The sequence below is a fragment of the Enterobacter hormaechei subsp. hoffmannii genome, assembly GCF_001729745.1.
In the GTDB taxonomy this organism is placed as follows: domain Bacteria; phylum Pseudomonadota; class Gammaproteobacteria; order Enterobacterales; family Enterobacteriaceae; genus Enterobacter; species Enterobacter intestinihominis.
In genome coordinates, this window is record NZ_CP017186.1 from 1,117,304 (window position 1) to 1,131,495 (window position 14,192).

Genomic DNA, 14,192 nt, shown 5'->3' on the forward strand with positions numbered 1-14,192 from the left:
GATGAACACTCAATGGCGTTACTGCCCGGTTGCGCTGGCACTGATGGCAACGCTCTGGCCACACGCTGGCTGGGGTGAAAGCTACTTTAACCCGGCGTTTCTCTCCGATGACGCGGCGAACGTGGCGGATTTGTCGCGTTTTGAGAAAGGCCACCAGCAGGCACCGGGCGTCTATCGCGTCGATATCTGGCGTAACGATGAGTTTATCGGCACCCAGGACGTGCGGTTTGAGCAAGCCGACAACACGCCGCCGGTCGCGGGCGGTTTGTCGCCGTGCATTACGCGCGCGATGCTCGATCGCTTTGGCGTCAATATCGCCGCCTTCCCGGAACTGAGCAACGTGCAGGGCGAGACCTGCGTTCCGCTCACCACGGCTATTCCGGGCAGCGAAACGGCGTTCAACTTCGCCTCGTTGCGCCTTAACGTCAGTCTGCCTCAGGTGGCGATGCAAAACAGCGCCCGCGGGTATATTCCGCCTGAACAGTGGGATGAAGGCATCCCCGCCGCGCTGCTGAACTACAGCTTCACCGGCAACCGGGGCAGCGACGACGACAGCTACTATCTGAACCTGCAAAGCGGGTTGAACTATGGCGCCTGGCGATTACGCAATAACGGCGCGTGGCGTTATACCGAAAGCAACGGCCAGCGGCACAGCAGCTGGCAAAATATTGGCACCTGGGCGCAGCGTACGGTCATTCCGCTAAAAAGCGAGCTGGTGCTCGGCGACAGCAACACCGGTAACGATGTCTTCGACAGCGTCGGTTTTCGCGGTGGTCGGCTCTATTCGTCCGACAGCATGTATCCGGACAGCCTGCAAGGCTACGCGCCTACCGTACGCGGAATCGCCCGCACCCCTGCCAAAGTGGTGATCCGCCAGAACGGATACGTGATTTACCAGAGCTATGTGCAGCCGGGGGCTTTTGCGATAACTGACCTTAACCCGACCTCCTCAAGCGGTGACCTGGAGGTGACGGTGGAAGAGAAGGACGGCAGCCAGCAGCGCTACACCGTCCCGTATTCCACCGTTCCGTTGCTTCAGCGTGAAGGACGCTGGAAATACGATCTGGTGGCAGGGGACTATCGCAGCGGCAACAGCGAGCAGGCCACGCCGTTCTTTACTCAGGGTACGATGATTGCGGGTCTTGCCGACGGCTACACGCTGTACGGCGGAACGCAACTGGCCTCGCGCTATACCGCCATCGCCATTGGCGCGGGAAAAAACCTCGGTGACTGGGGGGCGGTGTCACTTGACCTCACCCATGCCCGCAGCCAGCTTGCCGATGACAGCCGCCATGAAGGGCAGTCCCTGCGGTTCCTGTACGCAAAATCTCTTAACGGATTCGGCACCAACTTCCAGCTGCTGGGCTATCGCTACTCGACCAAAGGCTTCTACACCCTCGACGATGTGGCCTGGCGCACAATGGAAGGCTACCAGTATGGCGACGATCAGGACGATGACGGCGTGCCGGACGTGCAGAGCTATCACAACCTGACGCTGAATAAAAAAGGACGTTTCCAGCTCAATATCTCCCAGTCTCTTGGCGATTACGGCTCGGTGTACGTGTCGGGCAGCCAGCAAAGTTACTGGGGCACCAGCGAGTCCAACGTCTGGTATCAGCTCGGCTACGCCGGCGGGGTGAACGGGATCAGCTACGCCTTATCCTGGTCATGGAACAAGGCCGTCGGCATTGAAGGAACTGACCGGATCGCCTCGTTTAACGTCTCCGTCCCGTTCAGCCTGTTCACCCGTCACGGCTACCGTCGCGATAACGCGATCGACCGGGCCTATGCCACGGCCTCAGCCAGCCGCAACAGCGACGGTGATACCAGCTGGCAGACCGGGATCAGCGGAACGCTGCTCCAGGATCGTAACCTGAACTACAGCGTCACGCAGGGTCACACCAGCAATAACGGTGCCAGCGGCAGCGCCAGCGCTAACTGGCAGGCAACGTACGGTACGCTGGGTGTGGGCTACAACTACACGCGGGATCAGCACGACCTCAACTGGCAGCTCTCCGGCGGCGTGGTAGGGCATTCAGACGGCATCACTTTCAGTCAGCCGCTGGGCGATACCAACGTCTTGATCAAAGCGCCGGGCGCGTCAGGCGTGAGCGTCGAAAACCAGACCGGCGTCAAAACAGACTGGCGTGGCTATGCGGTGATGCCGTACGCCACGGTGTACCGTTACAACCGCGTGGCGCTCGACACTAACACCATGAGCAACAACACCGACATTGAAAATAACGTTTCCAGCGTCGTGCCGACGAACGGTGCGCTGGTGCGCGCCAGTTTTGACACCCGCATCGGCGTGCGTGCGTTGCTCACCGTGAAGCGTGATAACCAGCCTGTGCCGTTTGGGGCGGTGGTGCGTGAGACGCAGAGCGGCGTAACCAGCATGGTGGGCGATGACGGGCAGATTTACCTGAGCGGGCTGCCGCTGAGCGGGGAAATGCTGATTCAGTGGGGAGACGGGAAGCAGTCCCAGTGTCGTGCGCCCTACAGCCTGCCAGAACAGAGCCTGCAACAGGCGATCACACTTAAGGGGATCCGCTGTGAATAAAATCCATTATCTGGGGCTATCCCTTCTGGCATTTTTGCCGCTATCTGAGGCGTTCGCCACCGTCTGCGTCAATGAAAATGGCGTGCCGACGGAGGTGTATTACGACCTGACGGATAAATTCAACAGCTCCAATAACCAGGTGGGGCAGATTGTTACACTCAGCGAGAAGTCCCAGTGGGTGGGCGTCAACGCCGTCTGCCCTAAGGGAACGTCCGGGAACACCACCAAGCGTAGCTATGTGACCGAATTCCCGGTCACAGGCACCAGCGATGGCTACCAGTATCTGAAGCTAAACGACTATCTGGACGGGGCGATGAAAATCACCGACAGCTACGCTGGCACGTTCTATCCACCCAGAAAGTACATTCAGATGGGGAGCCATCCGAACGTGTCTAAAAACAAACCGTTTGGTGTACAGGATTCCAGCCTCGTCTTTCGGCTTAAGGTGACCCGACGCTTTATCAATATGGTGGTGATCCCCCGGGCAATCATGTTCCGGGTTTACGTCACCACGACCTCCACGGATCCGCTCACCACGCCGGTTTATACCATCAGCTACAGCGGGACCATTCAGGTGCCTCAGAGCTGTGAGATTAATGCCGGGAATGTGGTGGAGTTCGATTTCGGAGACATCGGCGCCTCTCTGTTCAGTAAAGCGGGCATCGGAAATAAGCCGGAGGGGATCTCAGCGCAAAGCAAAACCATCGGCATAAAATGCACCAACGTCGAGGCGAACGCCATGCTCACAATGCGTGTTGAAGCGGAGAAGGTTTCAGGCAGTACGCTGGTCTCTGATAACGCGGATGTGGGTTTTGTGATTGCCAACAGTAATGGCGTGCCGCTGACGCCGAACAACCTGACCAGCAAAATCCCGTTCCGTCTGGACGACAGCGCACAGGCACAGGTGGGGATCCGCGCGTGGCCCGTCAGCGTGACCGGTAAAAAACCTGCCGAGGGGCGTTTTACCTCTCGCGGCTATTTACGCGTCGACTATGACTAAGGAGCAGGTATGCGAAACGGAATGCGGTATTTAGCCGTCGCGCTCTTTGCGCTTTGCTCCCCTGCGCACGCAGAGACGGCGCTTGGGGAAATTAACATTCAGCTTTACGGCAATATAGTGGACTTTACCTGCGTGGCGGAGGGGGACGACAGCAATAAAACCGTCACGCTCGGCACCTGGCCCACGAAACAGCTCCGCACAACGGGAAGCCGGACGCAGCCTGTACCGTTCACCCTGAAGCTGACCGGATGCCCGCCGGGGGCGGCTTCGATCACATTTACGGGGAAGATGGACGGGCATGATAACAGCCTGCTGGCGCTGAATGATGCCAGCGCGGCCAGTAACGTGGCCGTGGAGATCCTCGACCGGGATAAAACGCGCCTCGCGTTGCAGCAGGCCAGCCAGACGGTGTCCGTGGATGCGCAGGGAAATGCCGAACTGTCGTTTTATGCCAATTATATCGCCACGGCGGATAACCCGCAGCCGGGCCGGGCTGATGCCGATGCAACTTTCATGATTAATTATAATTAATCGTATCCCCTCTCCCTGTAACGGTTATATGTTGCAGGGAGAGGGAAGGATTACAGTAATTCGTGCGCTTTCGCGTAATCAATTAATTCAACGATACTTTGTACGCCCAGCTTGGAAAAGATATTAGACTTATGAGCGCTAATTGTTTTGTTGCTAAGTAATAATTGATCCGCAATCTCCTTATTAGATAATCCGTTCGCCAGATATCGCAGAACCGTCACTTCACGATTCGATAATGGCATATCCACAGCGGCGCCTGTCCGGGAGCCTATATGGTTTATAAAACTCAATGTTTCTGACGGGAAAAAAGAATAGCCCGTCAGTATCATTTCCACCGCGTTATAAATTTCCCCCAGATCTTTCCGCTTACTGACAAAACCATTTGCCCCGGCGCGGATGGCGCGCCCTGCGTAGAAGGCTTCAGATTTCGAAGAGAGGAAGAGAATCTTAATATCTTTATTTAAGTTTCTGATTCTTTTCAATAATACGAAGCCGTCCGTGCCTGTCATTTCGATATCGAGAATGACCAGGTCGATGGGGTGGTTGCGTATACAGTCAAGCACTTCGTGGCTGTCGCCTGACTTCAGTTTGACCTGGATGTTTTTATTTTTCTGTAGCAGGACTTCTATCGACATTCTGACGATAGGGTGTTCGTCCATAATGATAACGGATGCCGGTTTCATTTTTTATGCCTCAGATTGTTAAAAGCGTTATGCTGAGTTTTGTTAAAACTCTCGAAAAGCCGGAAGGATAATTACGCAGATCCTTGTACGGTAGATCCCTGGGAAGAGCGAAAGCATCCTTGTTTACGTAGTGGTGATATCAATGCCTGAGCGCAGTTATCTCATAAGGCTGTTATGGCAAAATGATTTTTCTTATTCGCGTGTCAAACACGTCTTATTATACCGTTTAAGTATTGTCCGAAAAGCCTGTAAATTAATGTCCATATATTGATGATTATTATCTTCTGTATCTGAATCGCTAACTTTTTAAAATTAGCAAAAATGTCCTGATATTGCATTTACCACACAGTTTCATCTTTATGTAATAACAAAAAATAAACGATCTTACTGTATGTTGATCAAATGTTAACAATACGCAGGTCGTGACAAAGTGCTTTTCGCCTGTCCGCTACCTCTGATGTCCGCTCTTTAGCGCGTCATTGCCTCATTTCTAACACCTCAGGCCAGGAGGATGATCCCTTCGTCAAAACAGCACTATCTGCTGTTTTCTTCACCTCTCATCGCTTTTATTTACAGATAAATCGCTTGTTTTTACACCATTATCATCCTGTTAACGGAAACGTCAGAAACTTAACGCATGGATAAAATGACTCTCGTTTAGCGTACAGGCAGCATTTCGCATGGTTTAAGGTGAAGAATTAGGAATAGTTATAAAATCGAAAGTTTTGTTAAAAAACACAAAAAATTAACATATGTCCTAAGTATTTTCTTAAAGGTCTCTAGGAATTAAGGGGTTACTGAATACGTTAATACGTGAAATCTGAAAGGTTGTTGAGAAGATGTAGCAACTCATGACGATGATTCAGCCCAAGTTTCGCCAGGATGCAGCTGAGACGGTAAATAATGCGGCTATAGGGGCGGTTCTGTAACTGAGCAATCTGTCGCAGGGTGCTACCCTGCGACAGCGCCTGCAGGATCGGCCATTCATCACGTGAAAACCACTCTTTCCGGTGGCCGGCGGGTGACGGCGCTTCCAGCAAGGTTTGTTGCAAAGCCCGCGGCGTAAGTTGCCGTTCAAGCACATGAAAAGGGCCAGCCGCTTTGCAAAACAGGCGTGTATCGTAATCATCGGCGCGAATGAGCAGGTAGGGTGTCAGGTAGGGGGCGAACAGGCTGTGGCGTCGTAATCGGTCCAGCAGGTCAATAAGCGGCGAGGCGCGGCTTTCTACATCTACCACCAGACGTGATGAAGGCCACTGATTCAGATCGCTGAGGGCGGCTTCCAGGGTGGAATAGTCACAGCAATTGCTCAGGGGAGAGTGCCCGCTCAGAAAACCGGAACGGAAAAAGTTATCCTGTGTGACCAGAACGATAAAGGGAGCATCGGTTTTGCGGGTCTGGTTGATTGACTGGCTCAAATATTCGAGACGATCAAAAAATGGGAGAGCAAAAGGCGAGTGCGTTGAACCCGGTGAATCACTTCCTGTCCGACGACGCCGGTAACGGCGTACTGTCATTCGCATAGCTTCCCTCTTGGCGATGACCGTTCAGTCCTCCTGCCATCTCCAGGATGGCCAATAATATCCCTGACCGAAGCGCGCGCCAGCCTGAATCGCAAACTTACGGTCCGTTTCTGTTTCAATGCCTTCTATGAGTACATTTTCAGCAATTTTTGAACAAAGCGTGACCAGGTTTGCCAGCGCTGGCGTTGCACGTAAACGCCAGAAAGCGATCTTATCGATTTTTATTCCGCTTAACGGCATGCGGCAGGACAAAAACGCGCGCCCTGACGCTTCATCAATGTCATCCAACCAGATCCGATGTCCTTGCGCCGTCAACTGCTGAAGCGCACAACTCACCCTCAGACGTGCCGGGTCTGAGAGAGAAAAGAAGGAAGCAGGTTCCACGAGTTCAATGTTCAGCGGTGGGCTGTTAAGTTGCAGTAAACGCTGGAACATTTCCGGTATGGTCAGAACGGTTATCGGCAAATTTATGAAAAGGTTGTCGCAGGGAAAGGGTTTTTTTAACGCAGCGATCTGAGCTTCCAGCAGCATAAGCGCCCGAGCAGCGGACCAGTCGTGAAAAAAGCCTTCGCTTTGCTGATGCGGTGACAGCACGCTGAGCACTTCAGCCCCTACCGTGCGCGAAGAGGAGAGGGCGACAATGGGTTCAAGCTTGATGCCTGTAATGTCGTGTGAGATGTGCTGCACGCACGAGGGGAAACCTGTCTGGTCTGGCGCTGTCACTCCGTCGTCCTGTTCATTTCCAGCCTCCAGGCGGCCGGGATACCGCAGGACAGTGTGAAGGGGAAGTAAACAGGAAAACAGCAGGCGTTACTTAAAAGCGGCTAAGCCTTTTCGCAGCCCGTAAAAGAGGGATAAATGTTGAAAAAACAGCCGTATTTACAATCAGCTAGTCATTAACGGCAGAGAAGGTGGAAAAGGCATTGACTCACTACGCATTGACCGTATAATTCCAGGCGTTTCACCACCGCGAAGTACACTCTTCTCCGTGCGCCCTTAGCTCAGTTGGATAGAGCAACGGCCTTCTAAGCCGTAGGTCGTAGGTTCGAATCCTACAGGGCGTGCCATTAACCCTCCGGCACTCAGCCGTTCCTGACCAGCCTGAATCGTGTTTTCATTACCTTTAATAACTGGCCTTCCAGGGTCATACGACACATTGACTTTTCCCCCAGCTTACTTGCCGGGGGAGAGCGCCATCAGTGCCCTGTAACGGCCGCGGCGGCGACCGGATGGTCAGCGTTAGCGACCACGGTTGCACGGGCGACGGGATGATAACTACCGTCTGTTGCGGCTGCGACGGCGACAGGGTGATCGGCAGATACCACCGCCGTGGTGCGGGCGACAGGATGGTTACCTTCACCGGTGGCCGCCGCAACGGCAACAGGATGATCGGCGGAGGCGACGGCAGTGGCACGGGCTACCGGATGATTTGCAAATGCAGAAAATGATGCCGCAGTGAAAGCCAGAGCGAGAATGACTTTTTTCATACTATAACTCCTGATGTTTTCCCTGTATGGACAGGGACCATTATTTTAATAACGATGATTGGTAATTATTGAGAATTGTGCAATGGATATTGCTTCGTCTGAATCAAATACTCTGACAATGTATCTGGAAAACACGTTATTGATAATTGAAGCCAATATACCTTTCCAGTTTTAAATTGTTTATTTTTAAATTTATGGTCGTTTTGTGTAAAAATAAATTATTTGCCTGGTAAAGCATATTTAGCTAAAGGAGATGATTTTTCGCCGGGCAGAATAGTGTCACCTTCAATGTATAAGAAAGGCTTAAAATGAAAAAATATTTACTCATCGCGTTGAGCTTTCTGGCTATCACCAGTCCGGCGAGTTACGCTGGCATCCGATCGCTGGTGGAGGATGGCACGGTTCTGCAGAGCCAAATTATTACGCATACCCGAGAAGGGTATCACCCGCTGCGTACCTTAACCGCGGGCACGATTGGTGGCGTAGTGGGTCACCAGTTCGGTAACGGCAAAGGGAAAACCGCCATGACGGTAGCCGGTGCAACAGCCGGGGCTGCGGCTTCTCATAACCGGCAGTCTAACGAACTGGCAGCACAGGAAGTGAAGTTACTTATCAAGACTCAATCCGGGCAGACTATTCAGGTGGTGCAGCACAATAATGGTTTGACATTTAACCCTGGCGACAAAGTTCGTATCATCACAACGGGTTCTAATACCACCGTGGAAAAATCATACTAAGCACATTATTATGATTACAAAAATGAAATACCGTGGTTTTCACGTCTGTTATAAAAATAACGATACACGATACCTGGAAATACTGGGCGATATATTGTCCTGTAATGTAAAACGACTCAGCGTTCAGATGGTATTTAAAAGCCTTCCGCATACCCACGTCTCTTTACTGAATACCCCCTACGGACAGTTTGTATTAAAGATTTACTCCCCCAGGAAAAAAAGGATAGAAAAATTTTTCAAATCGTTTTTTACGCCCAACCCCAACGAAAATTTGATTGAGCGGATCGACTATGCTGGCAGGCAAGGTCATACCTTCCCGAATGATTTTTATCTCCTGGCTGAACGCCGGATTTTCAGATTCGCAAAAATCTCGCTCATGTTGTTTGAGTATGTCCCCGGTCCGGAGTTACGCGTTCTTCCCACGATCACGCCGGACATAAAGCGTGAAATCCGACACAGTATGCAGAAAATGCACAATCTGAAAATCATTTCCGGCGATGCGCACGGCGGGAACTTCATCCTGAGTGAAAAAGGAATAAGGATCATCGATCTGTCCGGGAAGCATTGTAACGCGAAAAGGATTGTTGAAGACAACGTGACGGCCAGCCTGCGCATTGGTATTCCCATTGAATCCCACCGGCGTTGGGAAAAACGCCTGATCGCAAAAAAGATCAGACGACACCATAAAATCGTCCAGAGGAAGTATCTGGCGCGTTCAAATACCGCTTAAACCCTTTATTCATGCAGGACAACAGCCTGTTATAAAAGAATTTTCCCTGGTATATGGCATTTTCGCCAATCCTCTACCATGCTCATTACACCTCACCGTTTCGCGTGGGGGCTTTTCGTAGTTGCTCATTAATCTTAAGGAAAAAGTTTATGAAAAAAACGACTGCTATTTTGTTGGGCACCGCGTTTCTGTTTACCACCAACGCCTTTGCGGCTGAAATGATGACAAAAAACGAATTCGAAAAAGTTGAGTCTCAGTACGAAAAAATCGGTACCGTGAGCACGGCTAACGAAGTCTCTGTCGACGATGCGAAAAAAGAGCTGGTCGAAAAGGCCGATAAAGAAGGTGCTGATGTACTGGTGCTGACTTCCGGTAATACAAACAACAAAATTCACGGCACCGCCGATATTTACAAGAAAAAATAATGCTTTAGCAACCACCCCTTTCTGGGGTGGTTGTGCGCCATACTTCTCCCCCACATCGTTTTTAGCCTCTTCTCGCGCAGTGCTCCTCGTTGACGCTTGATTATGTAAGCATAATGCGTATAGTTCTCATTTGCATTTCATTTGATAAATACTAAGGCCCGACAACGGGCCATTTTTGCGCGCACGTTAAGAGCTCATTATGAACAACACCACAATGCACAAAACGCTGCTGGCGATTGCCATCGGCGCGGTTACACACTCCGCCTTTGCGGCGGAAGAGAAAAAAGAGGACACCATCGTGGTCCAGTCCACGGCGGGGAGTGATTTCAAACCCGGCGGTGACCAGCTGCTTCCGGCCTTCCTCGACGGCCAGGTGGCTAACGGCGGACGTATGGGGATGCTCGGGCAGCAGAACGCCATGGACGTGCCGTTCAACATCATTAGCTACACCTCGAAGCTGGTGGAAGATCAGCAGGCGAAAACCATTGCTGACGTGGTCGCTAACGACGCGGGCGTGCAGTTCGTTCAGGGGTACGGCAACAGCGCGGAAACCTTCCGTATCCGCGGCCTGAAGTTTGACGGCGACGATATGACCTTTGGCGGATTGTCTGGCGTACTGCCGCGTCAGGTGGTGGATGCCCAGATGGTTGACCGCATCGAGATCTTCAAAGGGGCCAACTCCCTGATGAACGGCGCGGCCAGCTCGGGCGTGGGCGGGATGATCAACCTTGAGCCAAAACACGCGGGCGACATCCCGCAGGCGAAAGTGGGCGTCGACTACACCTCGGATTCCCAGATTGGCACCACGCTGGATGCGGGGCGTCGCTTTGGCGATAACGACCAGTTCGGCGCGCGGGTGAACCTTGTGCATCGTGAAGGCGAAACCGGCGTGCCGAACGACCGCCGCCGCACCACGCTGCTCTCCACCGGTCTGGATTACAAAGGTGACCGTTTCCGCACCTCGCTGGACCTGGGCTATCAGAAAAAAACCTTCCACGGCAGCCCGACCAGCGTCAACATCTCGGCGGTGGACTTCGTGCCTGAACCACCGAAGAACGATCGCAACTTCTCGCAGAAGTGGGCCTACAGCGATATCGAAAACGAATTCGGCATGTGGCGCAGCGAGTACGACATCACCGATAGCTGGACGGCCTATACCGGCCTCGGCGCACAGCACGCGCACGAAGAGGGGATCTACAGCGCCCCGAAGTTGATGGATAAAAGCGGTAATGCGACGGTCAGCCGCCTTGATACCAACCGCATCAGTGATTCCGTCAGCGGCATGGCGGGCATTCGCGGTAACTTCATGACCGGCTTCGTCTCGCACAAGGTGAATGTCGGGTATTCGGCGATGACCAAAAACGAAAAAATCGCGTGGAAAATGTCTGCCGCGGCGGATAACCCGACCACCAACATCTACCACAACACCGGCGTTGCTATGCCGGACAGCAGCAACTTCAGCGGCTCAGGCGGCAAATACAGCGATCCGCTGACCAGTGGGCGCACCCGCACGCAGGGCTGGCTGTTGAGCGATACCCTGGGCGTGCTGGACGACAAACTGCTGTTTACCGCAGGCGCACGCCATCAGAAAGTGGTGATTCGCGGGTACAACAAAATTACCGGTGCGGAAAACGACGCGGACGGTTTTGACGGTAGCCGCTGGATGCCAACCTACGGCGTGGTCTATAAGCCGTGGGAGGAAATTTCCCTCTACGCCAACCACACCGAGGCGTTACAGCCCGGTGAAACTGCGCCTCGCTCAGCAAACAACTACGGCCAGAGCACCGGTATCGTGCACTCTAAGCAGAACGAAGTGGGTGTAAAGGCGGACTTTGGCCGCGTGGGCGGCTCCCTGGCACTGTTTGAGATCAAAATGCCGTCGGCTATCCTCGACGACAGCGGCCACTACGGCCTGGACGCTGAACAGCGTAACCGTGGCGTGGAGCTGAACGTTTTCGGCGAGCCAACGCTCGGGATGCGTCTGAACGCCAGCGCCACCTGGCTTCAGGCCGAGCTGACCAAAACTAAAAACGGCGTGAACCAGGGGAACGACGCGATCGGTATTCCGAGCTTCTACGCCGTGCTGGGGGCAGAATACGATATCAAGCCGATTGAGGGCCTGACGGCGACCGCGCGCGTTAACCACTCCGGCACGCAGTATGCTGACCTGGCGAATACCAAAAAGCTGGACAGCTACACCACGCTGGATCTGGGCATGCGCTATCGCTTCGCGGTGAACCACAATGAAAACCAGATGACCGTGCGCGCAGGCATCGACAACGTGACCAACGAGAACTACTGGTCAAGCGTGGATGATTCCGGTACTTACATCACTCAGGGCGAGCCGCGTACCTTTAAGGTCTCGGTTGGCTACGAGTTCTAAGCGTTCCACCTCGTTATCCGGGGCAGGGACGCCCCAATCCCTTCGTTGTCGTGTTATAAAATTGTAATAAAAGCTTCTTACACTGGTCGCCACATCCTTACCTCTTGGCCAATGACAGGAAGCCGCTATGGGCAGACCCCTCAAATCCGTATTTAAAAAAGAACATCGCGACGATATCAGTAACCGCAGCGCTAACCCGGTATTCTCCGAGGTGGCAGAGGTGTTCCTCTCCCGCCGCCGTTTTCTCCAGATGGGGGCCGTAGCGGGGGCAGCCGTATCATTCCCGTATCTGATCACACCCGAGAATGCCATTGCCGCGGTCTCAAAACCGTCCGCGCTGGCAAAAGCGGTTTCCCTGGGCTTTACCAGCATCGACGTCTCCACGGAAGATACGGTCAGGGTGCCGGAAGGCTATATTGCCCGTCCGTTCTATCGCTGGGGCGATCCGACAGGCATCAAAAACAACATGCCGGCGTTTAAACCGGACGCCAGCAATACCACAGACGAACAGGCCGTGCAGGCGGGCATGCACCACGACGGCATGGCGTGGTTTAGCCTGCCGCAGGGGGGGCAAAGCCCGGAGCATGGCCTGCTGGCGCTGAACCATGAATACATCGACAACGGAATGCTGTTTACGGACGGTACGGCGAACTGGAGCCTCGACAAAGCCCGCAAGGGGCAGAACGCGATGGGCGTGTCGGTGGTGGAAGTGAAAAAAACGGGCAACGGCTGGGAGGTGGTGCGTCCGTCTTCGTTCGCCCGCCGTATTACCGTCAATACGCCGATGCAGCTTACCGGCCCGGCGCGGCATCAGGACTTAATGAAAACCGCCGCCGATCCGCAGGGGGAACGCGTTCTGGGCACCATGCAGAACTGCGCCAACGGCCACACGCCGTGGGGGACCTATCTCACCTGCGAGGAGAACTGGTCGGACATATTTGTGAAAAAAGCCGATCTCAACCCGCTGGAAAAACGCTACGGCATTAGCGACAGCGATGAATCATACCGCTGGAACGAGGTGGATGAGCGGTTCAGCGTCGATAAAACCCCTAACGAACCCAACCGTTTCGGCTGGGTGGTGGAGATCGATCCCTACAACCCGACCTCCACGCCGCGCAAGCACACCGCGCTGGGCCGCTTCAAGCATGAGGGGGCAGCCGTCACGCTCGCCGCCGATAATCGCGTGGTGGTTTATATGGGTGACGACCAAAAGTTTGAGTACATCTATAAATTTGTTTCGGATAAAAAATACGATCCCGCGAACCGCGAAGCCAATATGCAGCTGCTGACGTCCGGCACGCTGTACGTCGCCAGGTTCAACGAAAACGGCAGCGGCGACTGGCTGCCGCTTGTCTTCGGGCAAAATGGCCTGGATAAAAGCAACGGTTTTGCAAGCCAGGGCGATCTGCTGATTAAAACCCGTCTGGCGGCCGACGTGGTGGGGGCAACGAAGATGGATCGCCCCGAGTGGATAGCCGTCGATCCGCACGCCAGCGGCAGCGTCTACTGTACGCTCACCAACAACAGCGATTGCGGGAAAGAGGGCAAGGCACCGGTCGATGCTGCTAACCCGCGCGCCAACAACGTGTACGGGCATATTATGCACTGGCTCGAAGAGGGGGCCGATCCTGCCGCCTCACGCTTTAAGTGGGATATTCTGGTCATGGCCGGGCGCACCGACGGCGACGATCCGAAGGCCAAAGGCTCGATGCAGGGCGCGGAATTTGGCAGCCCGGACGGCCTGTCGTTTGACCACCAGGGCGTCCTGTGGATCCAGACCGATGTCTCCTCCAGCACCATCAATAAGAAAGCGTACGAGGGGATGGGCAATAACCAGATGGTGGCTACCATTCCAGGCACCAACGAGTATCGCCGATTCCTGACCGGGCCGCGCGGGTGCGAAATCACCGGCATTGCATTTACGCCAGACAACCGGACGCTGTTTATCAACATTCAGCATCCGGGGGAGGGTGGGGATGATATTACCGACCCGGCCAACCCTCGCGCTGTTTCCAGCTGGCCAGACGCGAGCCCGAACGGGCGTCCGCGATCGTCAACGGTGGTGATCGTCAAAGCAGACGGCGGGATCATCGGGTCGTGACGTTTATCAGCCGGGCGCATGCGCTGGCCCGG

Annotated in this window: 12 protein-coding genes and 1 tRNA gene; 9 read left to right on the forward strand and 4 right to left on the reverse strand. The window is 54.0% G+C overall.

Translation table 11 applies throughout. The annotated features are described in order from the left end of the window. The first annotated feature begins 1 nt into the window (after position 1). The 3 genes from BFV65_RS05205 to sfmF are packed head-to-tail and all read left to right on the forward strand — an operon-like array spanning position 2 to position 4,091. A complete protein-coding gene (locus tag BFV65_RS05205) occupies positions 2-2,560 on the forward strand; it encodes a fimbrial biogenesis usher protein (RefSeq protein ID WP_069596315.1) in 2,559 nt (852 codons plus the stop codon). Further along, complete coding sequence (fimH, locus tag BFV65_RS05210) at positions 2,553-3,560, forward strand: type 1 fimbria D-mannose specific adhesin FimH (protein WP_022647309.1); 1,008 nt, start codon at positions 2,553-2,555, stop codon at positions 3,558-3,560. Before BFV65_RS05205 ends, fimH begins: the two co-directional genes overlap by 8 nt. A 9-nt stretch (positions 3,561-3,569) precedes the next feature. Continuing rightward, the gene (sfmF, locus tag BFV65_RS05215; RefSeq protein WP_023299488.1) at positions 3,570-4,091 is read left to right on the forward strand and encodes a fimbria assembly protein; all 522 of its coding nucleotides are present in this window, start codon (positions 3,570-3,572) and stop codon (positions 4,089-4,091) included. Between the two features lie 50 nt (positions 4,092-4,141). On the opposite strand, the gene fimZ is transcribed toward sfmF, so the two are convergent. The 3 genes from fimZ to BFV65_RS05230 all read right to left on the reverse strand — a co-directional run bounded on the left by fimZ (position 4,142) and on the right by BFV65_RS05230 (position 6,984). Next, a complete protein-coding gene (fimZ, locus tag BFV65_RS05220; protein WP_022647311.1) occupies positions 4,142-4,774 on the reverse strand; it encodes a fimbria biosynthesis transcriptional regulator FimZ in 633 nt (210 codons plus the stop codon). An 806-nt stretch (positions 4,775-5,580) separates the two neighbouring features. Continuing rightward, positions 5,581-6,297 carry a helix-turn-helix domain-containing protein gene (locus tag BFV65_RS05225; RefSeq protein ID WP_022647312.1) on the reverse strand — a complete coding sequence of 239 codons (717 nt, stop codon included), beginning with the start codon at positions 6,295-6,297 and terminating at the stop codon, positions 5,581-5,583. 24 nt (positions 6,298-6,321) lie between these two features. Then, on the reverse strand, positions 6,322-6,984 hold the full coding sequence (locus BFV65_RS05230; RefSeq protein WP_063146568.1) for an EAL domain-containing protein: 663 nt from the start codon (positions 6,982-6,984) through the stop codon (positions 6,322-6,324). Positions 6,985-7,287: 303 nt separating this feature from the next. Here BFV65_RS05230 and BFV65_RS05235 point away from each other — a divergent pair. Further along, positions 7,288-7,364: transfer RNA gene (locus BFV65_RS05235), tRNA-Arg, on the forward strand. 129 nt (positions 7,365-7,493) lie between these two features. Here the strand turns inward: BFV65_RS05235 and BFV65_RS05240 are convergent. Continuing rightward, positions 7,494-7,784, reverse strand: a complete 291-nt coding sequence (locus tag BFV65_RS05240; RefSeq protein WP_022647314.1) for a hypothetical protein — start codon at positions 7,782-7,784, stop codon at positions 7,494-7,496. A gap of 308 nt (positions 7,785-8,092) precedes the next feature. Between BFV65_RS05240 and BFV65_RS05245 the strand changes: the two genes are divergently transcribed. The 5 genes from BFV65_RS05245 to BFV65_RS05265 all read left to right on the forward strand — a co-directional run bounded on the left by BFV65_RS05245 (position 8,093) and on the right by BFV65_RS05265 (position 14,160). Next, entirely contained in the window at positions 8,093-8,521 is a 429-nt protein-coding gene (locus tag BFV65_RS05245) for a glycine zipper 2TM domain-containing protein (protein WP_022647316.1), read from the forward strand. A gap of 10 nt (positions 8,522-8,531) precedes the next feature. Then, the gene (locus BFV65_RS05250) at positions 8,532-9,251 is read left to right on the forward strand and encodes a lipopolysaccharide core heptose(II) kinase RfaY (protein WP_063146567.1); all 720 of its coding nucleotides are present in this window, start codon (positions 8,532-8,534) and stop codon (positions 9,249-9,251) included. A 149-nt stretch (positions 9,252-9,400) separates the two neighbouring features. Next, positions 9,401-9,676, forward strand: a complete 276-nt coding sequence (yahO, locus tag BFV65_RS05255; protein WP_022647318.1) for a DUF1471 family periplasmic protein YahO — start codon at positions 9,401-9,403, stop codon at positions 9,674-9,676. Between the two features lie 199 nt (positions 9,677-9,875). Further along, the gene (locus BFV65_RS05260) at positions 9,876-12,059 is read left to right on the forward strand and encodes a TonB-dependent receptor (RefSeq protein ID WP_069596316.1); all 2,184 of its coding nucleotides are present in this window, start codon (positions 9,876-9,878) and stop codon (positions 12,057-12,059) included. Between the two features lie 127 nt (positions 12,060-12,186). Continuing rightward, entirely contained in the window at positions 12,187-14,160 is a 1,974-nt protein-coding gene (locus tag BFV65_RS05265; RefSeq protein ID WP_069596317.1) for a PhoX family protein, read from the forward strand. Positions 14,161-14,192: the final 32 nt, after the last annotated feature.